20 protein-coding genes are annotated in these 26494 nt (G+C 44.5%); 7 read left to right on the top strand and 13 right to left on the bottom strand.

The window, feature by feature from the left end; translation table 11 throughout:
- Positions 1 to 332 precede the first annotated feature (332 nt).
- The 3 genes from IM676_RS12520 to IM676_RS12510 form a co-directional block, all read right to left on the bottom strand.
- A complete protein-coding gene (locus tag IM676_RS12520) occupies positions 333 to 509 on the bottom strand; it encodes an SAF domain-containing protein (protein ID WP_200987213.1) in 177 nt (58 codons plus the stop codon).
- Positions 510 to 1208: 699 nt separating this feature from the next.
- Positions 1209 to 1643 (bottom strand): DUF29 domain-containing protein, encoded by a 435-nt coding sequence (locus IM676_RS12515; RefSeq protein ID WP_225880347.1) that lies wholly within the window; start codon positions 1641 to 1643, stop codon positions 1209 to 1211.
- 172 nt (positions 1644 to 1815) lie between these two features.
- A complete protein-coding gene (locus tag IM676_RS12510; protein WP_200987211.1) occupies positions 1816 to 2631 on the bottom strand; it encodes a Uma2 family endonuclease in 816 nt (271 codons plus the stop codon).
- A 721-nt stretch (positions 2632 to 3352) separates the two neighbouring features.
- Here IM676_RS12510 and IM676_RS12505 point away from each other — a divergent pair.
- Positions 3353 to 4060, top strand: a complete 708-nt coding sequence (locus IM676_RS12505) for a hypothetical protein (RefSeq protein ID WP_200987210.1) — start codon at positions 3353 to 3355, stop codon at positions 4058 to 4060.
- Between the two features lie 146 nt (positions 4061 to 4206).
- Here the strand turns inward: IM676_RS12505 and IM676_RS20220 are convergent, their stop codons facing one another.
- Genes IM676_RS20220 through IM676_RS12495 form a run of 3 tightly spaced genes read right to left on the bottom strand, consistent with a single transcriptional unit; the run spans position 4207 to position 7066 of the window.
- Positions 4207 to 4332 carry a hypothetical protein gene (locus IM676_RS20220; RefSeq protein ID WP_404799795.1) on the bottom strand — a complete coding sequence of 42 codons (126 nt, stop codon included), beginning with the start codon at positions 4330 to 4332 and terminating at the stop codon, positions 4207 to 4209.
- A gap of 11 nt (positions 4333 to 4343) precedes the next feature.
- Positions 4344 to 6593 carry an acetate--CoA ligase family protein gene (locus tag IM676_RS12500; protein WP_200987209.1) on the bottom strand — a complete coding sequence of 750 codons (2250 nt, stop codon included), beginning with the start codon at positions 6591 to 6593 and terminating at the stop codon, positions 4344 to 4346.
- 2 nt (positions 6594 to 6595) lie between these two features.
- Positions 6596 to 7066: a hydrogenase maturation protease gene (locus IM676_RS12495; RefSeq protein WP_200987208.1), complete on the bottom strand. Its 471-nt coding sequence runs from the start codon at positions 7064 to 7066 to the stop codon at positions 6596 to 6598.
- A 219-nt stretch (positions 7067 to 7285) separates the two neighbouring features.
- Here IM676_RS12495 and IM676_RS12490 point away from each other — a divergent pair, with 219 nt between their 5' ends.
- Positions 7286 to 7879: a hypothetical protein gene (locus tag IM676_RS12490; protein WP_200987207.1), complete on the top strand. Its 594-nt coding sequence runs from the start codon at positions 7286 to 7288 to the stop codon at positions 7877 to 7879.
- 173 nt (positions 7880 to 8052) lie between these two features.
- Here IM676_RS12490 and IM676_RS12485 read toward each other — a convergent pair whose 3' ends face one another.
- Positions 8053 to 11076, bottom strand: a complete 3024-nt coding sequence (locus tag IM676_RS12485) for a DUF1156 domain-containing protein (RefSeq protein WP_225880346.1) — start codon at positions 11074 to 11076, stop codon at positions 8053 to 8055.
- A 328-nt stretch (positions 11077 to 11404) separates the two neighbouring features.
- On the opposite strand from IM676_RS12485, the gene IM676_RS12480 reads away from it, so the two are divergent.
- Both IM676_RS12480 and IM676_RS12475 read left to right on the top strand, forming a co-directional pair.
- Positions 11405 to 12133, top strand: coding sequence for a DUF6088 family protein (locus IM676_RS12480; RefSeq protein WP_200987206.1), 729 nt, complete (start codon positions 11405 to 11407; stop codon positions 12131 to 12133).
- Positions 12130 to 13089, top strand: a complete 960-nt coding sequence (locus IM676_RS12475) for a nucleotidyl transferase AbiEii/AbiGii toxin family protein (protein ID WP_200987205.1) — start codon at positions 12130 to 12132, stop codon at positions 13087 to 13089. Before IM676_RS12480 ends, IM676_RS12475 begins: the two co-directional genes overlap by 4 nt.
- A gap of 81 nt (positions 13090 to 13170) precedes the next feature.
- Here the strand turns inward: IM676_RS12475 and IM676_RS12470 are convergent, their stop codons facing one another.
- The 6 genes from IM676_RS12470 to IM676_RS20050 form a co-directional block, all read right to left on the bottom strand.
- Complete coding sequence (locus IM676_RS12470) at positions 13171 to 14625, bottom strand: Ni/Fe hydrogenase subunit alpha (RefSeq protein WP_200987204.1); 1455 nt, start codon at positions 14623 to 14625, stop codon at positions 13171 to 13173.
- A gap of 52 nt (positions 14626 to 14677) precedes the next feature.
- Positions 14678 to 15223 (bottom strand): NADH-quinone oxidoreductase subunit B family protein, encoded by a 546-nt coding sequence (locus tag IM676_RS12465; protein ID WP_200987203.1) that lies wholly within the window; start codon positions 15221 to 15223, stop codon positions 14678 to 14680.
- A 57-nt stretch (positions 15224 to 15280) separates the two neighbouring features.
- Positions 15281 to 15997, bottom strand: coding sequence for a bidirectional hydrogenase complex protein HoxU (gene hoxU / locus IM676_RS12460; RefSeq protein WP_200987202.1), 717 nt, complete (start codon positions 15995 to 15997; stop codon positions 15281 to 15283).
- A 410-nt stretch (positions 15998 to 16407) separates the two neighbouring features.
- A complete protein-coding gene (locus tag IM676_RS12455) occupies positions 16408 to 17991 on the bottom strand; it encodes a NuoF family protein (protein ID WP_200987201.1) in 1584 nt (527 codons plus the stop codon).
- Positions 17978 to 18487 carry a bidirectional hydrogenase complex protein HoxE gene (hoxE, locus tag IM676_RS12450; RefSeq protein WP_225880515.1) on the bottom strand — a complete coding sequence of 170 codons (510 nt, stop codon included), beginning with the start codon at positions 18485 to 18487 and terminating at the stop codon, positions 17978 to 17980. The genes IM676_RS12455 and hoxE overlap by 14 nt, the downstream gene beginning before the upstream one ends.
- A gap of 159 nt (positions 18488 to 18646) precedes the next feature.
- The gene (locus tag IM676_RS20050) at positions 18647 to 18769 is read right to left on the bottom strand and encodes a hypothetical protein (RefSeq protein ID WP_263973138.1); all 123 of its coding nucleotides are present in this window, start codon (positions 18767 to 18769) and stop codon (positions 18647 to 18649) included.
- Between the two features lie 25 nt (positions 18770 to 18794).
- Between IM676_RS20050 and IM676_RS12445 the strand changes: the two genes are divergently transcribed.
- The 3 genes from IM676_RS12445 to IM676_RS19835 all read left to right on the top strand — a co-directional run bounded on the left by IM676_RS12445 (position 18795) and on the right by IM676_RS19835 (position 26351).
- On the top strand, positions 18795 to 19877 hold the full coding sequence (locus IM676_RS12445) for an ATP-dependent 6-phosphofructokinase (protein ID WP_200990193.1): 1083 nt from the start codon (positions 18795 to 18797) through the stop codon (positions 19875 to 19877).
- Positions 19874 to 22066 (top strand): heavy metal translocating P-type ATPase, encoded by a 2193-nt coding sequence (locus IM676_RS12440; protein ID WP_200987199.1) that lies wholly within the window; start codon positions 19874 to 19876, stop codon positions 22064 to 22066. Before IM676_RS12445 ends, IM676_RS12440 begins: the two co-directional genes overlap by 4 nt.
- A 793-nt stretch (positions 22067 to 22859) precedes the next feature.
- The gene (locus tag IM676_RS19835) at positions 22860 to 26351 is read left to right on the top strand and encodes a Calx-beta domain-containing protein (RefSeq protein WP_225880345.1); all 3492 of its coding nucleotides are present in this window, start codon (positions 22860 to 22862) and stop codon (positions 26349 to 26351) included.
- The last annotated feature ends 143 nt before the right edge of the window (positions 26352 to 26494 follow it).

Below are 26494 nucleotides of genomic sequence, written 5' to 3'. Positions count from 1 at the left end.
TGGAAAATGGCGATCGCCCGTAGTTAGGGTTTGCTGAAAAAGTTATCTGTGAAGGACCAGTGACAGGTGCTACGCCACGGTGACAGTTTCAAGAGTTGGATAGGAACGATTTTTTCTTTAAGTAGGAATTAAGTGCAAGGTTTTTCAGTTACCACCTCAGAAAAGCTTGCACTTTTTGAAAGTCAAAATAGCTAAAACCCTTTACCTGTAAAGTTTTCGGATTTATTCAGTAAACCGTAGTTAAGAATGGGATTAGTGGTTCATTTTTGATTATAAAATTGGAGAAAGGCGATCGCATGTCAAAAACCTTAGTGATAAAATATCCATATCACCTAGCCCAACAGTTCCCAGGTTAGAGGTGTTCCAGCTTTGACATCATGTTTAATTTCTTTACCTAAAAGCAAATCATAATATTTCGGCGCTAAACCTAACCCTGGACGAATGGCTTTTAAATTATTGGGTGTTAATTTCTCCCCCAGCGATCGACCCTTATTACAGTCAACCGTCAACTGTCAACAGTCAACCGTCAACCGTCAAGAGATCAGCTAGGGAATAACTTAAGAGTCTCATCGTCTCATAGTCAGCCAGGGAATGAAATTCCCTGTCTGAAAGCTCAAGTCGGTTAAAAACCGACTGGTTAGTTGTTGTAATTATGACATTTCTTCAGAGCGATCGCGATACAAGCTGATCGCCCCTTATTACAGTCAACCGTCAACAGTCAACCGTTAACAGTCAACCGTCAAGAGAGGAGCTTGGGAATAAATTAAGAGTCTCATCGTCTGAGAGGATGTTTGATAAGTTTTCAACAGGTAATTTTTATCTTAGAGGATGTTTTAAAAGGTATGATTAGTGTACCAACTATTGTTTCACCCCACCCTAACCCTCCCCTTGTAAGGGGAGGGAACTGGATTTTATTGTTTTTTGTGCGTTCCCCATTCCCCATTCCCCATTCCCTATTCCCTATCCCCCATTCCCTGCTCCCTCCTCCCTATTCCGGTGTTCCGGTGTTCCGGTGTTCCGGTGTTCCCTAATATAAAAATTACCTCTTTAACACTTTCCAAACATCCTCTTAGGGAATTCTGTTAAACCTTCAGCAACAAAGCCCCCATCTTCCTCTTGAGATACTTCCAGAATAATGGTCTGATCTAACATATATGAATATATTTTTAATAATAACTGGCTGGTAAAAAAGCAAATACCCTGGTTTTTTAATCTTCCGGTAAATACTGGGGGTTTAAAACATTCACCTGCTCAAAAGGACATTCCACAGGAAAAATAGAAATTTCCAATCCCGTTTCTTGGGACGCAATTAACCGCGCATCCCCATAACATTCAGAAAACACTTGCTCAAAGTATACCTTGAGACTAGGGCTTTTTTTTAACATTTTATTTATTCGTAAAGAATGCTCTGTAATAGAAGCCTTCCAGCTATTACTGCGCTTTTGGGGCTGATATTTCCACTTCAGCAGATGCTGTAAAACCCTAATGAGATTACTTTCCAACGCATCTTTACGGTTACTCCCCATGTCCTGAATTTCTTCAATTAAATGTTCTAGATCCAATTGATTAAATTCTCCAGTTTGCAATAGGTTTACAGTCTGGTCTACCCACAGGTTAAAATCCCGGTTGTAAAGTGTGTTCATCTTCATCATCTATTCAATTTTCCCTAGGTTAATTATATAGCGGTTCTCGGCTGAGTGAAATACAAGAACCCCACCCCCAATCCCCTCCCCGCAAGGGATGAGGGGGCTTATGATGTATCTCACCCAAGTGCATACATCGTAACATCGGGTTGCTACTTACTCAATGACACTCTCAGAACTCTATTTCCTCTGGGTTAATCCCTAGACTCCGTAGGTGATCCGCCAGACGTTCAGCCCGTTGGCGTTCCTGTTCTGCTTGTTGCTGGGCTAATTCAGCCCGTTGGCGTTCCTGTTCTGCTTGTTGCTGGGCTAATTCAGCCCGTTGGCGTTCCTGTTCTACAGGTGTAGGAATCCAATTTCCCTCCCCATCATACCACCGCAACCAGCGGCGATGTACCCCCTGATAACTCCCCTCCCATAGTCCTAAACCTAACTCGGCTTCTTTGAGCCATACCCCTAACCCTTGGGGACTTAACTCTTGATATTCATTCACTACTAACCCAAAGGCTTGTAACTCATCTGTGTAGCGATTAAATACTATGTAATAGGGAATCCTTAACATCCTTTCATAGACCGTCCACTTATTGGGCGGTTGGTTAACTTCCCTGAAACTTCGCCCTAGGTCTTCTTTTTCTGTCCCTGGTGAGAGTAATTCGACTACCACAAAGGGGTAAATTCCCTCCTGCCATGTTACATAACTTAACCTTAAATCTTTGCCATCATAGAGCCTGGATACTCCCAAGACCGCAAACCAATCTGGACGTTTATACCATTGGGGATGACGGGGGTCATAATATAAGTTGAGATCACTGGCTGTGAATACCTCATCCTCTTTATAGGTGGGAGGGCGAAAGGTCAGCCGCAGTAACTCTGGTTGTAGTAAGTGAAATTCGTCCGGCAAACCAGGCTCCTCTGGGTCTTCACTGGGTAAGTCATACATGGTGGGTAGGGCTTCCCGGGGTGATAAAGGCGGTGAATATTGATACATATCTACTTTACCTGTGTCACGGCGGTTTAGGTGATATCCCTTATACAGAGGGCATTTCCTGATGACGTTGATTTCATCTGATGAGCGATCGCCCCTTATTGCACAAAGTCACTGAATGGCGATCGCCCCTTATTATTACAGTCAACCGTCAACCGTCAACCGTCAACAGATTTTTAAATATTTCTAATTTTAGTTACACCTTTCCTAGAGTTCGACCTTCTCAGCTAAATCACAGTTCAACCAGGAAGGTTACGTTTGGAGGGACTGAGATCAATATGACCATCGAAGCCCTACTCCTACATACCAGTTGCTATGTCCTATAGCATATTTAGTTGTTATTGGTGCTTATGATTTTTTACACCTTACTCAGGAAAAGTGGCTACTATGTGGTTTTTTTTAGTTGCCTTGGTTAACTCCTGCTGGGCAAACTAAAAACAAGTTAATAGTTTACCAGATATTATGGTAATTGAGACCTGCTTTCCGCACTAAACGTTGTTGGTCTTACTTTACCATGTTGCTTGTATCGTAGCATATAAATCACTTTATGTAAATAAAAAAAACTTTAAGGCAAATAAATTTGCCTGTGGTTAGCCCCAATAAATAGAATTTAGTTGCTCACTTGCCGCAGTGAATTTGGTATCAAATAAAGTTAGCAAGGTCATTGTTAAATGATATACTAATGAATGAGTTGTAACTGTGACAAATCCTACCATAACTAAAGATGAATCAAAACTTAAATATACAGGAAATGGCGATCGCGATCGCTGCGCAGAAAAACAACCCCACCATCTTAACCCCAGACTTTCTGAAGTACAGCGGTATCGTACCTAGTGAGTGGGAATTAGCAAAACCACCGATATTGACCAACACTGCAGCCCAGGTTACCTTCCAAAATGGGATTACGGTTATAGCAGACCCGAACCGGATTATTTTTGCACAAGTAATCTCTCCACAAAAAAATCAAGGGGGAGAGATTGCAGGAATTGCTCATAAATATGTTCACGCCTTACCGCAACTCAACTATAAGGGAATTAGTATCACCTTTCGGGGTCATGTACCATTTAGTGACTCAGAAAACTCAGCCCGCGATTATATATTCAAAACCCTATTGAATTCAGGCCCTTGGCTGGAGTATGGAACATCCCCCGTCGTAGCCGCGCTGCGGTTTATGTACAATCAACAAGGGGTACAGATGAGTTTAGATGTGAATGAAGCCGTTATGCAGTTACCGGATAAAACATCTAAAAATGTGGTGGTGTTTACCGCTAATTGCTTACATCCTGTGAAACCAGAGGATGAAAACCAAAATTTACAGGTTTTAACTCAAATCATTGATAACTGGGAAAATGATTTACATATGTATCGGGAGGTTGTCAATACTAAGTTCTTGCAACCGCTGGATAATGTAATTAATTTCAATCATCCTTAATTAGTCCCAGTCCATTGTTGATTCAGTAAAATGAAACAAAGCTTTTACCACGGTAGGTTTCTCCGTTGGCTGAATAGAGAACCCCAACTTTTGACAAACCCTTTGCATGGGGTAATTATCCGCCAAAATATCTCCACTGAGGCTGTCTAGTTCTCTTGTCTAAGCACCAAGCGCCCTAAAAAGATATTGAACTGTAGTTCGGTTCCCAGACCTTGAAATTGAAAGCGATCGCTGACTAAAATAGCGAACTCACCCTGTCTTTTGTTTGCCACTGACTGATGTATTAGGTAGAATAGGGGCGGATAGCTAGTTTGGGTAACTCCTGGTCTGGGAGTTCCGGGTCATGGAGAATAATCCGCGCATCCAGAGCGATTAACTTCTCAGAAGAAGCTAATAAAGGGTTGATGTCAATTTCTTTGATTCTAGGTTGTTCCACAACCAGACGACTAAATACCACCATGAGTTTTTCTAGAGCTGCTAGGTCAATACTTTTGCGCCCCCGCACCCCTGTAAGTGCTTGATAGATTTGTGTTTGTTCTATCATCCGCCGCGCCAAAGTAGTATTTAAAGGGGGGAGGGCGATCGCATAATCTTTAAACACCTCAGCTAATTGACCCCCAGCACCAAACAGTAAAACCGGTCCAAACTGAGCATCTATACTGCTACCAACAATTAACTCATAACCGGTGGTTTTGACCATCGGTTGCACAGTCACCCCTAAAAAGTCTTTCTCCTCTACTTGCTGGCGAATTAAATTATAAGCCTGAGTCACAGCTGTAGAGTCCATCAGGTTTAACTGCACACCTCCCACATCAGTTTTATGGGTAATAGTGTGGGAAAATAACTTTAACACCACGGGATAACCAATAGTTTCCGCGCATTTAACCGCCGCTGCTGGACTATAAGCCACCTCTGTGGGCACTATATTAATACCATAGGACTGCAAAATCTGCTTTGACTCCAACTCCGTTAAAATCTGGCGTTGGGCTGTTCTAGCAGCTGCAATAGTTGCTTCTACAGTTTTATAGTCTGGGGTTCCCGTAGAAGAATCAGACATTACCGGGGTTTCATAGATACCACGTAAATTGTAACTCGATTGCCACATATAACAAAACATCCGAGCCGCAGTATCAGGATAGGGGTAAGTAGGAATATGGTGTTTATTTAAAATCATTTGTCCCTCTGCTACCTCCTCTCCCCCCATCCAACTGACGAGGATGGGAACTGGTTTAGTTTTTACGGTTCGACTCCGCTCACCGACCACAGATGCTTGCTGGAACTCCTGGACACAATCCGCCAACACCTGGGCTGTTTGAGTCGGGTCTGTCATTGCTTGGGGGGTGAGGATGACTAATAACCCGTCGCTCTCAGGGGTATTTAAAGCCACCTGCAAAGCTTGGGAGTACCGCTGTGGGTCTGCATCCCCCAGGATATCAATAGGATTACTCAAAGAACTATGGGGCGGTAGTATTTTTTGTAACTTTTCTTGAATATCACCTGGTATAGGGGCAATTTGTCCCCCCGCTGCAATTAAAGCATCTGTAGCTAATACCCCCGGTCCTCCTGCATTAGTTAAAATTGTCAGCCTTGGTCCAGAAGGGCGGGGTTGTTTCGCTAATAGTTCCGCCATATTAAACAGGTCAGAAATACTATTGACACGCAACACCCCACAACGGCGAAAAGCTGCATCTAGCACCTCATCACTCCCAGCCATAGCACCCGTATGGGAAGCAGCAGCTTGGGCTGCGGCGGCTGTTCGCCCGGCTTTGATGACAATAATCGGCTTAGTCAGAGCCACTTTCCGAGCCGCACAGAGGAAGGAACTAGCATCCCCAATGGACTCCATATAAATAATAATACTTTTAGTCTCCGGGTCATCTCCGAGATAATCTATTAAATCTCCCCAACCTATATCCACCATAGAACCTAGGGAGACGAAGGCGCTAAAGCCGACATTTTCCCGGAAACTCCAATCTAAAATAGCAGTACACAGAGCGCCGCTTTGACTAATAAAGCCCACATTTCCCCCCCGGGCGATTTGACTAGCAAAGGTAGCATTTAAACCAGTCAGGGGAGCCATGACACCTAGACAGTTAGGGCCAATAATGCGGATTTTACCTTGTGCTTCGGCCTGAATTTCCTGTTCTAAAATTACTCCCTGGGTGCCAATTTCCTTAAAACCGGCGCTGAGGATAATCGCACCCTTAACCCCCACGGCTACACATTGCTTGATGATACCGGGAACTGTGGGGGCTGGGGTAGCAATTACAGCCAAGTCTATGGGTTCAGGTACATCAAAGACAGTAGGGTAAGCTTTAATTCCCAAAATACTATGATGTTTGGGGTTAACGGGAAAAACTGTACCACCAAAAGGGTTACTAATCAAGTTCCAGAGTAGGGTACGTCCTACACTATGTTTTTTTTCACTCGCCCCAATTACTGCTACAGTTTTGGGTTTAAAAATAGCATGTAGGGGTTTTTGCTTTTCGGTGGCGTGAAACCCTGATCCGGTTCTCGGTAGTGAATTTTCCATAGTTAAATCAGTACTCTTGGTGATTGACGATGTAAATTGAGAACAGTAGAAATTTTTTCTAATGCGATCGCACATCCAGATTGAGCCAAGGGTGAGAATTTATCACCTAAATCAAAATTAACTCCGGGAATTTTCACCCACCAAGACCGGGGAGAACAACCATAAACCGCCTGGGTAAAAGCCAGAAGAGCGGGAGGGTTACCGGTGTGTGTGCTGATGATGTGGTCGGAGTTGGGTGTAATTAATTCTACTTCCACTTGAGTGCTGTGGGTGGTCAAACAAGCATCAATAAAAATTGCTAAATCTACATTAGCTAAAATATCCGCTAGTTCTGGGGTGAGTTGGTGAACCGTTAGAGTTTTTACCTGCTCTAACTCCATTGATTGTAAAGCGTCGGCTACCCATATCCCCACACCGTCATCACTGCGTAACTGGTTACCGTAACCAATAGCAACAATCTTACTTACCGTCATATAACTAAGACGTTCTTTGATAGGTTTTTAACAGGTAATTTTCATCTTAGGGAACACCGAACACACAAAAAACAATAAAATCCAGTCCCTCCCCTGACAAAGGGAGGGTGACCGACGGGTGAAACAATAGTTGATACACTAATCATAACCTGACAAACATCTTCTAAGTGGCGTTCTGGTTGAGGTATTATAATGGTGCTATACCCTCTCGAATCAACCATGACTTACACACCTGATGATGTTTGGCGCTTATTAGGTGAGTTGATTGTAGCTCAAAAGGAAACAGAGCGCCGCTTTCAAGAAACAGAACACCGCTTTCAAGAAACTGAGCGGTTTCTCAAACAACAAGCTCAAGCAACTGATAAGCAGATTAAACAGGTAAGTCAACAACTGGGTAAATTAGGTAATCGCCTAGGGGAGTTTGTAGAATGGCAAGTACGCCCTGCTGCAGTACGATTGTTTCGAGAACGGGGTATAGATGTCCATGAACTTCACCCAGGGTTATCTACCCAGCGAGGGGGTGAAGGGTTGGAAATTGATTTATTAGTGGTAAATGATACCGAAGCGGTGTTAATTGAGGTGAAGAGTAAACCCAACCAAGCCGATGTGGATAAGCATTTACAGCGTTTAGAAAAGTTTAAGCGCCTCATGCCTCGGTATAGAGATGTACAGGCTATGGGTGCAGTGGCGGGGATGGTGGTTACTAATGAGGTACGGGATTATGCTTATGGTCAAGGTTTGTTTGTTTTGGGTCTGTGCGGTGATGATGTGGTAATTTTAAATGAGCCGGATTTTCAACCCCGGAAGTGGTAATAGGAGTTTTGAGACGGGGGCGATCGCCCATAACAGCAGCGCTTGGCGTTTGGTCAAGATAATCAAATACATGATCTTCTAGTCGGATTTATCCGACTTTAGCTTTCAGACAGGGGTTTTTAACCCCTGGCTGTGCTGTGGGTGTTAACTGTTGACGGTTGACGGTTGACCCTCTAAAACCCTAGTCCTTTCTTTCTGGCTAATACCCCATCAACCCAGCGTTTTTCCTCTGAACTAACGGGGTATAATGCCGATAACGCCTGAGCAAGTCCCCAAAAACGGGAGTCACTACCGACACCTTCATCAACTAAAAAGCTTTTCAATGCTTCGCTGCGTCCAGCTGCAAATAAAATCATAGTTTGGTGAATTTGGTCTAAAGTAGTATTCCCTATCTGGGGTAACACTTGTGTATCTTCCTCCCCGCCTTCTTCCTCCGTCATACCCATTTGGGTTAATAGGTCTAATTGTTCGGGTTGTTTCTTTTTCCCTTTGGTTTTACCTGGGGTGGGGGAACCGGGGGAAGCCAATAAATATTGTCTACGTTCTGAGACTGGTAACAGTCGGGCGCTACTACCTTTAATCTCCACTAACCGGGTTAATTGTTCTAACTTTACCCCCAGTCCTTGGGCTATTTTCCGCGCTGCGTCATACTCTAGGGTATAACCGCTGGTTTTACTGGTTTTACTGCTGGTTTCCTCCTCTTCCTCCTCCGGTTCTGTGGTATCAACTTTACCTGTGGAAAGAGTCCACAACCACATGGCGGTAAGGCGCGCATCTTCTTCAAAGTCAGTGGTATCGGTGTCAGAGAAAATCATAGCTAGGGCTTCCTTTGATACCGCCGCCCACACATATTCTAAATATTCCTTCAGGGTGACAATTTCCCCAGAAGCCTTTTCTACCCCGGAGTAGCGAGAGAAGATTTCTAAGGCTGGACCTAGACACGCAAAGATAGCATCAGCACCCACTACCCCTTCCCCTGCTAATCTCCCCATCCAGTCATGCATGCGTTGGGGGAGTTCTTCGAGGACATCTCGCCAGTCGCCAATTTCCTCACAGGTGCGGGGACGACAGACTATATGGACTGAGGAAGCAAGGGCGGCGGAGTTCATGGCGCGTAAACGACTACCCATTTCTGTATCTATAGGCCAGGAACCGGTCATAGTCCAACCTGCATCTACCATGGCTTGTAGTTGGGCTTCCCACCCAGCGGTTGATTTATGAGCAAAGACAATTACAGCTATACCTTCCGGTGTTAAAAATCGGCATCCTTCCGCCATAGCTTTTTGCATTTGCTGTTCAAACCATTTCCCGTGTTTGTGAGAATATCGAACAGAATCCCATCCCGCCATTTCGCAGATTTCGTTATCTTTGGGGGTTGTGGTGGTGGTAAATAAACTGGGGTAAATATTGCTTAAAGTGCGTCTTAGCCAAACATAGAAGAAGTCGGATAAATCGGCATAGGGTACGGCATTATAATAAGGAGGGTCGGAAAATAAGCATTGAGCAAAATCATCTGGTAGGGGGTGACTCGCTGCGTTAGCTTGTTGAGTTTGTCCAGAACCAGACAAAAAAGAATTAGATTCACACACATCTAAAACCCATTGCAAAGCACCATCTAAACCACCTGTAGCACCTGAAAATGAGTTAGCTTCTGCAACATCCCAAACCATTGGTATTGCTTGTCTTGCAAAAAGTCCTTCTATCTTTTCTCCTGTTGTATGCCAACGTGATAAAGATGTTAATGTATTGGCTTGTCTGTCAACCGCAAGAGCTAAACAAGTTTGCACAGCCTCAGCCAAACCTTTATTTTCCCTATCTGCTAACTTTTCTCCCACATCTTTAACCAACTTCACCAAAGTAGTTAAAGCTAAAGCTTGACGATTACTAAATAAACTTCCCCAGGTATTATGTCCATAAATAGGAGCATTAAAAACCCCACTCATTATAGGTAAAGGTTCATCAGGAATTAAACTCAAATCCCCAGAATGCTCCTTCACCCGCCTTTGTAACTCAACACCAGCCTTTACAACAGCGTCTAAATCCTGCTGATTCGGTAACCGATAAAATCGCCCCTTAGTACTTTCCTTCGTGGTCACCACACAAAACAACCGTGCATCATTCGCCCCACCTTGACGGGCTTTAAACTGTTTACGCACCGATGCTACAGGGGTAGTATACCCACAACAGGGACAAGTAGCCGAACCTCTTTTCACCGTCCCATCAAAACTAGGGTTATTGACCTCTATTTCTGGATGATCTGCGACTACCCATTTATTTTTATCCTTCTGGATAATTTCAAAGTCTACCCGCTTGTGTTGCGGTTGGGGAATGATCCTTAAACCAATATTGCGATTACTCTTTTTACACAAATACAAAGACCGCATTAACGGAACTTCCGCCCCACATCCTGGACCTTCACAAACAATAGTCCTAGCCCATAAATAGGCAATGGGGGTACTACCATCGGCATCTTGGGGATAAAATTGACCTAATTCTGTTTCTGCTGCTTCCTTTACCCACTGTCCCCAATGGCGCACCTCATCCGCTAACTTTTGCCCATATTTAGGGATATATTCCAACACCACCTTATTTAACAACACCGCCACTGGGTTAATATCAGAAGCGAAAGCATCCCCACCCACCCGCAGTGCTTCCAGTGGGATGGAACCACCCCCAGCAAAAGGGTCAACCACTAAGGGTTTAGTTCCTGGTATCCCCCCTAAAGCTTCGTGTGCTGCTTGGGTTAACTGACGACTGGTTTCTAAATAATCAACTTGGGTAGAATTATCCCAGTTAGCAAAGTCTGCAATAAAATCAAGCAAGCTATCTCTTAATATATTCCAATGTTGAGGACTGTTAGCATCTAACTGAGTTTCTGATTGAGCTAATAGCCGCCATTTATTCCAAACCTCAGTAGAACAATGTTTAGATAACTGCTCATCTGTGGCTGCTTTCACAGCAAAATTATGAATATATTGGGTAGCTAAATCGCGAAAGGACTGGGGACAGTTTACATCAACCGGGTCAGGCCATAACGCCGCACAAAGAACAGCCCGACAAGCCGCCAAAGGTCGCCGCGCCCACCAAATATGTAAAGTAGAAATATGTCCATGGCGGATTGATTTCTCCCTTCTAGCGTGGGCGGAAATGCGTTTAATAGGTAGGTCAACCTCAATCAGGCGTTTAGGGTATGGCATTATTTAGAAAATCCGGGAGGTATACACAGAGCAATTAACTATAAATCTATATTTTCGGTGAAGTTAACTTTTTTATATAATTGCTGCACAGACAATTGTAACTTAACTGTTGACAGTAAATTTGGGGGGTTGAGTTTCTCAAGGTCTCTTGGTGTAACTGCGCTTTTTACTAGGGACTGGGGAACACATCGACCACGGTTCGACGTATGTAAAGCATTTCGACCCGCAAAAGCAGCAAATATGTCAAGTTTTTTTGCAAAAAAACTTGACAACTGAAGGGAACTCAAAAACAATAGAGTAAAGTCTAAGTCTTGTTGAAATAAAAAAAATGAAACGGACTAAGGGTAGTGTTGCAGAGAATATCCGCAACAGAATTAAGGAATGTGAAGAAGGGTATTGGATGTACGCTGACTTCCCCGATTATCCTGCTACTGCGGTCAGCAAAACCCTTTCTCGTTTGGAAAAAGACGGAACTTTAATGCGAGTCAGCAAAGGTTTGTACTACCGCCCTCGTATGACAAGGTTTGGTCGCAGTCATCCATGTCAAGAAGAAATTCAAAAACTAGCAATAAAACATAACCGAATCGAGAATCTATACCCTGCTGGGATTAGTGCTGCAAATTTACTAGGATTTACAACTCAAAATTCAGTGCAAGGTGAATTTGCTACATCAGCCAATAGCGCACCACGGACCATTGTTGGTTCTCGCGCCCAAATTCATACTCGCAGACCTTCTACTTGGAATGACTTAACCGAGACTGAAACATCTCTATTGGATTTTTTGAGATGTAAGGGAAAACTAAGTGAGTTATCTCCTACGGAAACAACACAAAAATTGCTTAATTATTTTCGAGAAGGAGATAGGTTTGAGCGACTTGTTAACGTGGTAGATAAAGAACCTCCAAGAGTGCGAGCTATGCTGGGAGCAATCGGACAAGAGCTAGGAAAGAGTCAAGATATTTTAGTAAAAATCAAGAAAGGATTAAACCCCGTATCTCGTTTTGATTTTGGTAATCTAAGGAATCTTCGCTATGCCAAGGAGTGGCAAGCTAAGTGAAACTTTACGAACATCCAGAATTCGCAGATGCTATCAAAGCTGCTAAACAACATTTTGCACATCCATGGCTAACAGAACAGTTTATTGAAAAGGACTACTATATCACAGAAGCTCTGCGAATTGTGGCACAAAACTATGCCAATGCAGTGATTTTTAAAGGAGGAACGAGTTTATCTAAGGGGTGGAAGCTAATAGAAAGGTTCTCAGAAGATATTGACCTGTTTTTGAATCCTCAAATTTTCAATCCATCTCTTAGTAAAAATAGTATTGATAAACATTTAAAAAATATAGAAACATTGGTAAATGGGCATCCCGGTTTAACACTTGATAAAACCAGGGGGAATAGTGGTAAAGGAACTCATCGTAATAGTTTTTTTAACTATAAGCCTCAATTTTTAGGGAATAAAGCAATAGCTAATAATGTTTATTTAGAAACCGGAATACGTAGTGGAAATTATCCTGTAGAAGAAATATCAATATCTTCGTATTTAACTGATTTTTTAAAAGAAACAGGTATTAGTTTAGGTACAGATGATGAATTTGCATTCCCTATGAAATTGTTACATTTTCGGCGCACTTTTGTAGAGAAATTATTTGCCATACACTCTAGAGTATTGCTTTTTCAAGAAGAAAAACAACCGATAGCAACTCACGCCAGACATTACTACGATCTGTACTGTTTAGCCCAAAGGCAAGAAGTACAAAAAATGCTGAACACGAAAGAATATAATCAGATTAAAAAAGATTGTGTTAATGTTGGGCAACAACATTTCAATAGTTATCAACCACCGGACAACTTGAGTTTTTCAAAAAGCATAGCAATTTTTCCAACAGGAGACTTACGACAATTAATTGCAAAGGAATATAGCCAACAATGTAGAAATTTATGCTATGGCGATTATCCAACATGGGAAGAAATAGAATCATGCTTTGAGCAATTACGAAATATTTTGTAAATGTTTTGATTACCTTTCCTTTGCTGTTGACCGTCAACAGTCAACAGTCAACAGTCAACAGCCAAAAGTACATTTGTTTGACTACTGGGTACGCCAAAGCTCATTGACAATTGTCCCATCTGGTGCTAATATTTGCAGATGTAAAGGCATCTGCCCCACTGCATGGGTTGAGCAACTTAAACAAGGGTCAAAGGCTCTAATTCCCGCCTCTACGCGGTTTAACATACCGGGGGAGATTTCCTCGCCATTGACAAAGTGGCGCGCAATTTGGGCGACTGTGCGATTCATGGCTAAGTTATTTTGACCTGTAGCAATTAATAAATTCACTCTTTGGAGTAACCCGTTCTCATCAACTTGATATTCATGAAATAGGGTTCCCCTGGGAGCTTCACTGACTCCTACAGCTGTTAATTGATTCACACCCCCATGGGCCCGCAGTCGGGTTGAAAGTAAGTCGGGGTCATCTAGTAGTTTTTCTATGTGTTCAATTGCTGCTAGGATTTCAATTAAGCGGGCGTAGTGATAGAAAAATGATGAGTTAGCAGTACCTTTAGTTCTGTCTCTAAACTCCCTTAATTCTGCATCGGCTAAGGGTGTACCAATGTGACTACAGATATTTAACCGGGCTAAAGGTCCGACTCTATAGATACCACTACTTAAACGACAGTGGTCACTTTGGTCGGGGTAACCTAGGGGGCGATAGTAGGGAGATTTTAAATAAGAGTCCGGTTGTACTGCTTCCCCAATAAATTGTTGATAGTCCCTGGGGTCTAGTTGGTCGGCGATAATATTCCCCCCACTATCTACAAACCGGATATGTCCGTCGTAGTGTTCCCACAGACCAGCGGAGGTAACCAAACCCATAAATAAGGTGGGGAAGTTGCCAAAGGTTTGGATCTCTTGTTGGTAGTCTGTTAATATTCCTTTGAACCTACCCAGAGCATCTAGAATTGTACTGCGTGCTTCCGGGATGCGGTTGTAAATGTGGGTGCGTCCCTCTGGTCGGAGACCATCCCGCACTCCACCGGGAACAGCCCAAGATGGGTGTATTTTCTGTCCTCCTAACTGAGCTATGATTTCCTGTCCAAATTGACGGAGGCGAATTCCCCCCCTGGCTAATTCTGGTTCTGCTGCAATTAAACCAAATATATTCCGGTCTGGGCGATCGCCATCCATTCCCAACAACAAATCCGGGGCGCTCAGGTGAAAGAAACTCAAAGCGTGGGATTGGATAATCTGAGCTAAATTCATTAACCGCCGCAGCTTTTCGGCAGCGGGGGGGATTTTGACTGTTAAAATGTTATCCCCGGCTTTAGCGGAGGCTAACAGGTGACTAACTGGGCAAATTCCACACACACGGGCTGTAATTCCCGGCATTTCCCAAAAAGGGCGACCTTCGCAAAACTTCTCAAATCCGCGAAACTCTGTGACATGAAAGCGAGCGTCGCTAACTTGTCCAGTATCATCCAAGTATATACTAATTTTGGCGTGTCCCTCTATGCGGGTTACGGGGTCGATGATAATTTTCTTAGACATAATGAAAGAACAGGGAACAGCGAAGGAGTAGGAAACAGTCAACCGTCAACCGTCAACCAAACTTAATCATGTCTCGCCCTGATAGTTGTGGTATTTCACCCTTAAGCAAGGGGTCTAATACAGCTTTGATGCGATTAGCATCAGGGGGACATCCTGGTAAATAAATATCCACAGGGACTATTTGATGTACTGGTACTACCCGGTCTAGTAGGGTGGGGACTATATCAGCATCGGAGGGAATGGCGGGGTATAGGGCGTTGGCTTCTATGTAACAACGCTGGAGGACTGTTTGAGCGTCTCCCATGGGGTTACGTAAAGCCGTAACGTTACCGGTGACAGCACAATCACCGAAGGATACTAGAATTTGGGAACGCTCTCTGACTTTGTAAATCATCTTGAGGTGTTCCTGGTTAGCGATCGCCCCCTCAACCAAGACAACATCCACACCTAAAGGATATTCTTTAGTATCAGCAAAGGGACTGTAAACTAATTCTGCTTGTTTGGCTAGGTCAATCAACCATTCATCTAGATCCAGAAAGGACATATGACAACCAGAGCACCCACCTAACCAAACCGTAGCTAGTTTTAAAAGAGTCATAACTTCTCAGGGGAGGGGTGAATTTTTGAGGAGGGGAAATCAGTTAACAGTCAACAGTCAACGATTCCATTCTTGTTTGTGTCGAGCGGTGACTAGGAAATCTAACATTTGGCGATCGCTCTTCATTTCCCCCACAGTGGAACCTTGATTAAACAGAGCACCGGTGGGACAGGCATTAACACATTTACCACAAGAAGTACAACTTGAGGAACTCCCCCAGGGTTGGTTTAAGTCGGTAATTACATGGGAATTTGTTCCCCTCCCCGCCATATCCCAAGTATGTGCCCCCTCAATCTCATCACAAACCCGAATACAACGAGTACATAAAACACATCTGTTGTGGTCAACGCCAAACATATGATGGGAAACATCCACAGAGCGAGAGGGGAAATGATAGTTTAACCGCACATGATCCATCCCCATCTCAATGGCTAAATCTTGTAATTCACAATTACCATTAGCCACACAAACCGCGCAAATGTGATTACCTTCTGCAAACAACATTTCTACAATGGTGCGCCGGTAATTTTGTAGGCGCTGGGTGTGGGTTTGAACTTCCATTCCTTCAGTAACTTTGGTTACACAAGCTGGTAAAAGTTTATTAGTACCAGCAATTTCCACTAAACACAGGCGACAAGCTCCCACATCTGTTACCCCTTCTAGGTGACACAGGGTAGGAATATGAATCCCCGCCTCTTCGGCTGCTTGGAGTATGGTATCTTCTTCACGGGCGCTAATTAATTCTTGATTAATTGTCAAAGTTTTGACAGCCATGGTATTATTAAGGGTTGACGGTTGACTGTTGACGGTTGACGGAAGGGGGATCTGCTTGCAGCAGCGTTTCGCGATCGCCTATGGTCATGCGATCGCCAGGGGCTAAGAAAATCGGGAGCCGGGGGTTATAATCCCCCGTCTAAAAGTCCAAGTCGGATGAATCGGACTGAGTGTTACATATAACATCATAAATTCCATTGACAACCATTGCTTAGGGTATCCTATGTAACCTAACAGTCCACTTTTAGTGGACTTTCGCTATCAGACGGGTAATTTATTACCCAGCTGCTCAATACTGATTTCCCCTGCGCTCCCTATTGGGGTTTCGCGGACTCTACCCCACCTACTAAGTCGGGTTTCGCGGACTCTACCCGACCTACTAACTTCGGGTTTCGCGGACTCTACCCGACCTACTTAAGCAATTCCAAATACTCATGACGGAAATAACGCAAGGTGCTAAATACTGGATTAGGCGCAGACTGTCCCAGACCGCACAAGCTGGTATGTTTCACCATGTCGCATAATTCCTCTAGTAGTTCTAAGTCTGTCTGGGTAGCTTTACCTTCACTGATGGCGGTTAATAACTGATACAGTTGTACCGTTCCCACCCGACAGGGAATGCACTTCCCACAGGACTCATCCATACAGAATTCCATAAAGTAACGGGCCACATCTACCATGTTGGTGGTTTCATCCATGACAATCATCCCCCCGGAACCCATGATTGAACCTAGCTCAGTCAGGGATTCATAATCTACAGGGGTATCAAAAGCCGATGCAGGAATACATCCCCCAGAGGGTCCACCGGTTTGTACAGCTTTAACCACACCCCCATCTGGTACACCACCCCCCATGACTTCCACAATCTGGCTGATGGTGGTTCCCATGGGTACTTCTATTAAACCTGTGTTACGGATTTTCCCCGCTAGGGCGAATACCTTTGTACCTTTACTTTTTGCAGTACCGATGCTGGCAAACCATTGAGCACCATTACGGATAATTGGTGTAATATTGGCGTAGGTTTCTACATTATTAATTAAAGTGGGGTAACCCCATAAACCTGATTCCGCTGGATAGGGAGGGCGGGGGTGGGGAGTTCCCCGTTTACCTTCAATGGAAGCCATGAGAGCTGTTTCTTCACCACAGACATAAGCTCCCGCGCCGATGCGAATATCAATTTTAAAATCAAAACTAGAGTCAAAAATTTGACTACCTAGTAAACCTAAACGTTGTGCTTGACGGATGGCAGTTTGTAGGCGATGAATAGCTATGGGATATTCAGCCCGGATGTAAATATAACCTTGGTTGGCTCCTACAGCATAGCCTGCGATCGCCATCCCTTCTAGTACCCGGTGGGGGTCACTTTCCAGGACACTGCGATCCATAAACGCTCCGGGGTCACCTTCATCGGCGTTACAGATGACATACTTTCGTTCTCCTGGGGATTTAGCCACCGTTCCCCACTTCACCCCGGTGGGGTAACCAGCGCCTCCCCGTCCCCGTAAACCACTAGCGGTGACAGTATCTACTACCTCCTTGGGGGTCATTTCCCGCAGGACATGGTGCAGAGCTTGATAACCTGCTGCGGCGATATAAGATTGAATACGTTCTGGGTCAACCTTACCGCTATTTTCCAGAACAATGGGCATTTGGGATGTAAAAAATGGGTGATTTAAATCACCTTTTGTAACTGTGGTTTCTCCTCCTTGGAGTGCAGCAATAATTGCGGGTGCATCATCGGGGGTGACTTGTTGGTACAGGGTGTGGTCATCTACCTGGACTAATGGCCCTTGACAGCACAAGCGCATACAGCCAACTCCACGCACCTCCACTGTTTCTGTTAAATTCTCTGCTGTGATTACTTCTTGTAAACGCTGTTTGACAGTTTGTGAATTAGCAGACAGACAACCCGCAGCTACACAACAGCGGATTTCTACGGGTTTGCTTGCTGTTTTTTCCTTGTGGGCGATCGCTATTAATTCAGTTAGATCCATCTTGTAACCATCCTTTGATGTGATCCAGAACTAACTCAGGGGTTTGATACCCTATCACCGTCTTATCAAACACTACAGCGGGGGCGATTCCACAAGCACCTAGACATCTGGCGGTTTGCAGTGAAACTTGACCATCTGTAGATGTTTCACCGGGGCGAAGATGTATGGACTCTTCTAAATTTGTGAGGATAGCCTGAGCGCCTTTGACATAACAAGCAGTACCAGTGCAAACTACACAGGTATGGACGCCGCTAGGTGCAAGGGAAAATAGATGATAAAAGGTGGCGACCCCGTAAACCCGACTTGGTGGTAATTTCAGGGCGTGGGCGATATAAATTAAGACTTCGTTTTCTAAATAACCAAAAACTTCCTGTGCCTTATGGAGGATCTCAATTAGAGCATCCTGTTGATACTGATAGCGTTTAATATGTGCCGACAGAATTTTAAATCGCTTATCCCCTTGATTACTGGTTACGGACTGATAAGAGCTAATCATTGCTGTGTTGTTAGTTTTAACAGCAGATGTTGAATTCATAATTGCTCTGGCCTCTTGGCGGCGATGACTCCAGTGTAACAATCAATCAGGGTAATCAAGGCACAATAAAAAAAATTGCAAGGAAAGTTAATCGGCACTTGTCAGATTGACCATGTAAACTTAATTTATACTGTTGACTGTTGACTGTTGACTGTTGACTGTTGACTGTTGACGGTTGACTGTTGACGGTTGACGGTTGACGGTTGACGGTTGACGGTTGACGACGGAAAATAGTATCCCCATGTTCTAGCCCTAATGTGTGATGACCATCAAAAAAAGACTTGGTATCCTCACCAGTGGTGGTGACTGTCCCGGACTAAATGCAGTAATTCGAGCAGTAGTGCATCACGCCACCCTGACATATAACTGGGAAGTCGTGGGTATCCCCTATGCTACCAGAGGGCTTCTAGACCATGAAGCTACCCCATTGAGTATCCATGGTCTAGACCTGCGGGGTATTGACCCTTTGCTGAATATGGGCGGGACAATTTTGGGTAGCATCAACAAAGGTGATACTCTAGCCCATGTAGAAGAGATTATTGCTGGATACTACGCTTTAGGATTAGATGCTTTAATTGGCATTGGTGGAGATGGTAGCTTGGCAATTCTCCATCAACTCCAAAGTCAAGGAAATTGGCAGTTTGTTGGTATTCCTAAAACCATTGATAATGATGTGGGACAGACCCAAAGAGTCGTCGGGTTTGATACAGCTGTAAATACTGTTGTAGATGCGCTCAATCGTTTGACCTTTACCGCTTGTAGTCATGACCGGGTGATGATTGTAGAAGTGATGGGGCGCAATGCGGGACACTTAGCCCTACAATCCGGTATTGCGGGGGGTGCGGATGTGATTTTAATTCCTGAGATTCCCTATTCTATTCGGGGGGTGTGTGAGCATTTAGAACAGCTACGCCGCAGGGGGCGCAGATTCGCTATTATAGTTGTGGCTGAAGGTATTCAATTGGCTACAGATTCATCTATTTATACATCCTGTGATAGCGCAGCACCGCTGGAAGGACAACGCCCATCCTGTGGTCGGGGTCAATATATCGCTAATGAGATTCGCGCCCTCACCCACGATCTTGATATTCGGGTATCTGTCTTAGGACATATTCAACGCGGTGGTATTCCTTCGGCTTTAGACCGTTTGATAGCTACGGCTTTCGGTAAAGCTGCGGTAGATTTATTAGCTAATGGAGAAACTGGCCAGATGGTAGCTTGGCAAAATGGTCAAGTTGTTGCTGTTCCCTTGGAAGCAGTTTTGGCTAAGAGTCCTTGTTTAGTAGATCCTGATAACTTTTTAGTGGAAACAGCGCGATCGCTCGGTACTTACATTGGCTATCACCCATGATTACCACCAATATTACATCTACCTTTACCAGTCAGCTAGGGGGTGACAAATCTAACTATACTACGGTCGTTGACTATTATATAGTACATCAAATTCCCGGCAGAGTCAGATTGCGCACTAACCTAGATTTAGTCTGTGTGCAAGAGTTACTAGAATCTGATAGTCGGATTTTAGCAGTACGTGTTAATCCCTGGTGCAGTTCCGTAGCCATTCAATATCAAGTCTCTCATCCTCCTGATGTTATAATACCAGAATATATAGTAAATTTACTGCACAAAGCCAAGAACTATCAGAGTAAAAATATCCCCAAAAAAGCCGATTATCCGCTGCAATTACCGATATTAGCCAGTATTTTGGCAGTGTTGCGGCTAGGCTTACCCATTCCCAGTGTGTTAATTTTCGCTATATTAGCACTGGCAGCTTTACCTATTACTCAACGGGCTTATACGAGTATTAGCCAAGAAGGAAAACTAAATATAGATTGCCTAGATTTAATGGCGATCGCCCTAACTTCTCTCCAAGGTAATCTGTTAACACCAGCCTTACTGATTATCCTCCATCAAATTGGCGATATCATGCGCGATCGCACAGCCAGAGTTACAGAAAATCGTGCCGCTGACTTATTAAATTCCCTAGGAAATTACGCCTGGGTAAAACAACCAAATGGGGAAATACAACGCCTGTTAACCACCCAGGTACAACCCCAAGACACGGTGATAGTATATCCTGGGGAACAAATCCCTGTCGATGGCAAAATCCTACAGGGGGAAGCCATTATCGACCAACAAAGATTAACCGGTGAATCCATGCCCATTTTACGTCAAGTGGGACAAGCAGTTTATGCCTCTACCCTAGTACGGGAAGGACAAATCTACATCCAAACCCAACGGGTGGGCGCTGCTACCCGTGCTGGGGCGAGTATCGAGTTAGTTAAAAAAGCCCCTGTTCATGATACACGCATGGGTAATTATGCGGCTACCATTGCCGAAAGAGCCGTATTACCAGCCTTGATTTTGGCGGCAGTAGTCTTAATTATTACTCGTAACCCAGCCAAAGCTGCATCCATCATCACCCTAGATTTTGTCACCGGGATTCGCGTAGCTCTCCCTACAACCTTCTTAGCAGCTCTACACCACGCTACCAGACATGGTGTCTTGATTCGCAGTGGTGGTGCTTTAGAAAAATTAGCCCAAGTCGATACTTTAGTATTTGATAAAACCGGTACTTTAACTAAAGGTGATGTGGAAGTTGTGGCGGTGGAAACCGTAGCTCAAGGTATATCTCCCCACCGTCTGTTAACATTAGCTGCATCTGCGGAACAACATATTACCCACCCGGTGGCTAAGGCCTTAGTGACATACGCTCAAAAACAAGGTGTAGAAATTTTACCACGACAAGAATTTGTCTATGAAATTGGTTTAGGTGTGCTATGTCTGATTGACGGTGAACAGGTTATTGTAGGGAGCGATCGCTTTTTACGTCAGTGTGGTATTTCTCCTCACCATTTAAACTACCATATTTCTGCCCATGACTCTTGTTTGTATGTGGCGGTTAATCAACAGTTTCAAGGAATTATCGCCTATACAGACCCCCTGCGTCCAGAAAGTGCGCGGGTAATTGAGAAACTGCACACTGAATATGGTATGGAAATACATTTACTTACAGGGGATAATCAACAAAGGGCTATGGCTGTAGCTCAAGAAGCTGATATTTCCCCCTCCCTAGTTCATGCTGAAGCCTTCCCAGAACAAAAAGCCGAGATTATCCAGAAAATCCACGCATCAGGTAAAACTGTGGCTTTCACCGGTGACGGTTTAAATGATTCTATTGCTTTAGCCTATGCAGATGTAGCGATTTCCTTTAGTGGAGGTTCTGAAGTAGCTAGAGAAACCGCCGATGTGGTACTGATGGATGATAATCTGACTAGTTTTATAGAAGCAATTGCGATCGCCCGTGAAACCGCAGCGGTAATTAAACAAAATATTGGTTTAGTAGTATTCCCCAATTTAGCAGCTTTAGGACTAACTATTACCCTAGGGTTGCATCCCTTAGCAGCGACCCTGATTCATAATGGTTCAGCAATTTTAGCTGGATTAAATGGGTTGCGTCCCCTTATGCACCAAGACCCACCCCGAGGGGTGTTGACGGTGGTCGGTGAGCGGAGTCGAACCGTTGACGGTGGTCGGTGAGCGGAGTCGAACCGTTGACGGGTCAGGGTTTCAAAGCTATGAGTACCGGGAGCCAGGGGTTAGAAACCCCTGTCTGATAGCTTAAGTCGGATAAATCCGACTGGGTGTTAACTGTTGACGGTGGTCGGTGAGCGGAGTCGAACCGTTGACGGTTGACGGTTGACGGGTCAGGGTTTCAAAGCTACGACCACCGGGAGCCAGGGGTTATAAACCCCTGTCTGATAGCTTAAGTCGGATGAATCCGACTAGGTGTTAACTGTTGACGGTGGTCGGTGAGCGGAGTCGAACCGTTGACGGTTGACGGTTGACAAGCTAGTGCGATCGCCCTTGAAACCGCAGCAGTTTAGACCACCGGGAGCCAGGGGTTAGAAACCCCTGTCTAATAGCTCAAGTCGGATGAATCCGACTAGGTGTTAATCCGCACAGAATACAGTTAATAGCCATTAACTAGAATATTCTAGTTAATCCGCTAGTCCACTTTTAGTGGACTTTAGCTATTAGACAGGGAATTTATTCCCTGGCTAATGCGTAAGTGTTAATTCTCATAATAATACAAGTAACGGCGAGGGTTTTTTGATTGGATATATGGTTTATCTTCTCAAATATCTATCTTTAGATAGATGACAAAACTACATCCATAGTATCACTGAGGTATTAGTATTAAAAGTATTTTAAAGTTAAATTAATTCTGGTATTTGTTGTAATATAAAGTTTAATTAAGCCTAGTGAATATCTGAATTTTTATACTCCAGATATTCTTTATTTTATCGAGTACTTATAACACCTTAAATCTATGTCTATTGTGCCTATTACTTCCAATGACAACTTTGCCGATGCCATCATCATTAACAGAAATATCACCACCGGTAATAACATCGGGTTTACCGGGGAAGTAGGGGAACCAGCCCAGCAGGGAGTGATTAACTCTGCTTGGTGGCGTTGGACCGCTCCAGCTACTGCCAACAGAGTTATTATAGATACCATTGGCAGTGATTTTGATACGGTGTTATCTGTATTCACCGGTGATACTGTGGATGGTTTGACATTAGTAGCACAGAATGATGACTTAGGGGAAGATAATAGTAAACAAAGCCGCGTAAGTTTCAACATCACTCCCGGAACTACCTATTACATAGCAGTGGATGGTTATGGTAGTGAAACAGGCAATATCACCCTCAATGTTTCTCCCTTCATTAATTACAATACCTCTCACTGGACTCGTAGGATACAAGTAGTGGGGAACTACGCTTATTTGGCTAATTCTTTTGATTGGGGCGGATTGCAAATAATAGATATTAGTAACCCCGCTAACCCCACCCGTACTGGTGTTTACAGGACTACTGGTAGTGCTTCGGATGTAGAAATAGTGGGGAATTACGCCTATGTCGCTGATGGGGATGCAGGATTGCAAATCATCGATATCAGCAACCCCGCTAACCCTACTCGCACCGGTGTTTACGATACCTCTGGCTCTGCTTTGGGTGTACAAGTAGTGGGGAACTACGCCTATGTCGCTGATGGGGATGCAGGATTGCAAATCATAGATATCAGTGACCCGGCTAAACCCACCCGCACCGGCGGTTACAATACCTCTAATGAGAATAGAGGCTCTGCTATGGGTGTACAAGTAGTGGGGAACTACGCCTATGTCGCTGCTTGGAATACCGGATTGCAAATAATAGATATCAGCAACCCGGCTAACCCCACCCGCACCGGTGTTTACGATACCTCTGGCTCTGCTTGGGGTGTACAGGTAATGGGGAACTACGCCTATGTCGCTGATGGTGGTTCAGGATTGCAAATTATTGATATCAGCAACCCCACTAACCCCACCCGCACCGGCGGTTACGATACCTCTGGCTTTGCTATAAGTGTACAAGTAGTGGGGAACTACGCCTATGTCGCTGATGGTGGTTCAGGATTGCAAATAATCGATATCAGCAACCCTGCTAACCCCACCCGCGCCGGTGTTTACGATACGCCTGGACAAGCTCAAGGTGTACAAATAGTGGGGAGCTATGCCTATGTCGCTGGTAGAGAAGCAGGATTGCAAATCATCGATGTGAGTGAGTTTACTCAAGTCCCAACTGATCAACCATTCATAAGAATAGTCGCCCCCACCAATATAGTACAATCAGAGGCTAACTCAGGTACTACCCCCTTCACCTTCACAGTCACCCGTACTGGAGACACCACAGGTACAAGTAGTGCTAACTGGACAGTTACAGGTACAGGAGCCAACCCGGCCAACGCCGCCGACTTTGTAGGTGGAACCTTCCCATCAGGTATAGTCACCTTTGCAGCAGGGGTAACATCTCAATTAATTACAGTTAATGTCAGTGGTGATACGGTATTTGAGCAGGATGAAACCTTTACCGTTACCCTATCTAACCCCAATAACGCCACTATTGCCACGGCTACTGCTACGGGGACGATTCAAAATGATGATACAGATAACACCGCCCCAGTTATCGCCACTGGACAAACCTTCAGCTACACAGAAAACCAAGTCGCAGGTTACCAAGTCGGAACCGTGGCTGCTACTGATAACGTAGCTGTTACAGGTTACAATATTGTCAGTGGTAATCCAGATGGATTCTTCAGCATTAACAACAGCGGGGTAATTACCCTGACAGTAGCAGGAGTAGCCGCCGCAGCGAATGACTTTGAAACCGCACCTAACAGTTTTACTCTGGGAATTACTGCTACAGACGCGGCGGGGAATACTTCCACTATTACAAATGTGAGTGCCTACATCTTAAACCAGTTGGAAGTAACCTTTGTAGGGAATTACGATACCTCTGGCTCTGCTTTGGGTGTACAAATATTGGGGAACTACGTCTATGTCGCTGGTGGGAGTGCAGGATTGCAAATTATTGACATCAGCAACCCGGCTAACCCCACCCGCACCGGCGGTTACTATACCCCTGGCGCTGCTTTTGGTGTACAAGTAGTGGGGAATTATGCTTATGTCGCTTATCACAGTACAGGATTGCAAATTATCGACATCAGCAACCCGGCTAACCCCACCCACACTGGCGTTTACGATACCTCTGGCGAGGCTTTGGCTGTACAAGTAGTGGGGAACTACGCCTATGTCGCTGATGGGGGTCAAGGATTGCAAATTATCGACATCAGCAACCCCGCCAGCCCCACCCGCACCGGATTTTACAAGACCCCTGACTCGGCTAGGGATGTACAAGTAGTGGGGAACTACGCCTATGTCGCTGATCGGATTTCAGGATTGCAAATCATCGATATCAGCAACCCCGCCAGCCCCACCCGCACCGGTGGTTACGATACCTCTGGCTCTGCTTTGGGTGTACAAGTAGTGGGGAATTACGCCTATGTCGCTGATGGGGGTCAAGGATTGCAAATCATCGATATCAGCAACCCCGCCAGCCCCACCCGCACCGGNGCTACTGCTACGGGAACTATTCTCAATGATGATTTAATAAATCCCCCTCAACTGCTGATTACCCCTGAAAGCAACAAGGTTACACCAGGAAGGGGAGAGATAACGTTAAACTATCGTTTTGATAACTTTAACGATTCTCAGATATCCTTTGCAGGATTTTCAATTTACTTTGATAGTTCTGAACTGAATATTAACACTGGGGATGTGAATTTGTCTAGTTCCGCGGGGACTATACTCGGCAAAATCATTATTGATGACGCTGCAAATGCTGATAATGACCCTAACACTGATAAAGAATTAATTCTCACTATCAGCCCTCTTCAATCCACTGACAGTGATAGTGTCTTTGTGAATATTCCCTTTACCACCACAGCTGGTTTTGATGGAGAAAGTACAGTTAACTTTGCTGGTAGCAGTGGTAACCCCAATGTGGATGTATTGGGAGTACCTTCTGTCACAGTCAGTGGACTGGCTGCCGATATTGATGGTAATGGTAGGGTGACCGGTGCTGATTTATTCTTTATTACCCAATATCTGCTGTTACGGAATAATCCGAATGTGGATGCGATTCTGCAAAGCTCTTTTAATCTGTTTAGCACTGAAACCGTGGGAGCTACAAACACCACTGGTGCTGCTTTGAGGAATACAATTACTAATGGGGTGAACAGATTAGCCTTTGACGTTGATGGTAATGGTCAAGTCACAGGGGGGGATATTTTCTTAATGACCCAAGGTTTATTACTTAGGAGTAATCCTAACGTCAATGCGATTTTACAAAGTTCCTTTAATCTATTTACCAGTGAACTCACAGGACCGAGAAACACAGGAGCCGAGATTAATGCTTTTATCTCCGGGGTGCTGGGGTAAATAAGTATCTGTTGACGGTTGACGGTTGACGGTTGACTGTTGACTGTTGACGGGTCAGGGTTTAAGAGCAGCGACCACGGGGAGCCAGGGGTTAGAAACCCCTGTCTGATAGCTTAAGTCGGATGAATCCGACTGGGTGTTAA

Source organism: Anabaenopsis elenkinii CCIBt3563 (assembly GCF_015245355.1).
Lineage (GTDB): Bacteria > Cyanobacteriota > Cyanobacteriia > Cyanobacteriales > Nostocaceae > Anabaenopsis > Anabaenopsis elenkinii.
Note: the sequence above shows the minus strand (reverse complement) of the source record. Positions and strands in the feature narration are given on the sequence as shown.

Excerpts from the sequence above, each read along its gene's own strand:
- IM676_RS12515 (WP_225880347.1), bottom strand. The coding sequence starts at position 1,643 with ATGAACACACTTTACAACCGGGATTTTAACCTGTGGGTAGACCAGACT.
- IM676_RS12510 (WP_200987211.1), bottom strand. The coding sequence starts at position 2,631 with ATGTATCAATATTCACCGCCTTTATCACCCCGGGAAGCCCTACCCACC.
- IM676_RS12505 (WP_200987210.1), top strand. The coding sequence starts at position 3,353 with ATGAATCAAAACTTAAATATACAGGAAATGGCGATCGCGATCGCTGCG.
- IM676_RS12500 (WP_200987209.1), bottom strand. The coding sequence starts at position 6,593 with ATGGAAAATTCACTACCGAGAACCGGATCAGGGTTTCACGCCACCGAA.
- IM676_RS12495 (WP_200987208.1), bottom strand. The coding sequence starts at position 7,066 with ATGACGGTAAGTAAGATTGTTGCTATTGGTTACGGTAACCAGTTACGC.
- IM676_RS12490 (WP_200987207.1), top strand. The coding sequence starts at position 7,286 with ATGACTTACACACCTGATGATGTTTGGCGCTTATTAGGTGAGTTGATT.
- IM676_RS12485 (WP_225880346.1), bottom strand. The coding sequence starts at position 11,076 with ATGCCATACCCTAAACGCCTGATTGAGGTTGACCTACCTATTAAACGC.
- IM676_RS12480 (WP_200987206.1), top strand. The coding sequence starts at position 11,405 with ATGAAACGGACTAAGGGTAGTGTTGCAGAGAATATCCGCAACAGAATT.
- IM676_RS12470 (WP_200987204.1), bottom strand. The coding sequence starts at position 14,625 with ATGTCTAAGAAAATTATCATCGACCCCGTAACCCGCATAGAGGGACAC.
- IM676_RS12465 (WP_200987203.1), bottom strand. The coding sequence starts at position 15,223 with ATGACTCTTTTAAAACTAGCTACGGTTTGGTTAGGTGGGTGCTCTGGT.
- hoxU (WP_200987202.1), bottom strand. The coding sequence starts at position 15,997 with ATGGCTGTCAAAACTTTGACAATTAATCAAGAATTAATTAGCGCCCGT.
- IM676_RS12455 (WP_200987201.1), bottom strand. The coding sequence starts at position 17,991 with ATGGATCTAACTGAATTAATAGCGATCGCCCACAAGGAAAAAACAGCA.
- hoxE (WP_225880515.1), bottom strand. The coding sequence starts at position 18,487 with ATGATTAGCTCTTATCAGTCCGTAACCAGTAATCAAGGGGATAAGCGA.
- IM676_RS20050 (WP_263973138.1), bottom strand. The coding sequence starts at position 18,769 with ATGGGGATACTATTTTCCGTCGTCAACCGTCAACCGTCAACCGTCAAC.
- IM676_RS12440 (WP_200987199.1), top strand. The coding sequence starts at position 19,874 with ATGATTACCACCAATATTACATCTACCTTTACCAGTCAGCTAGGGGGT.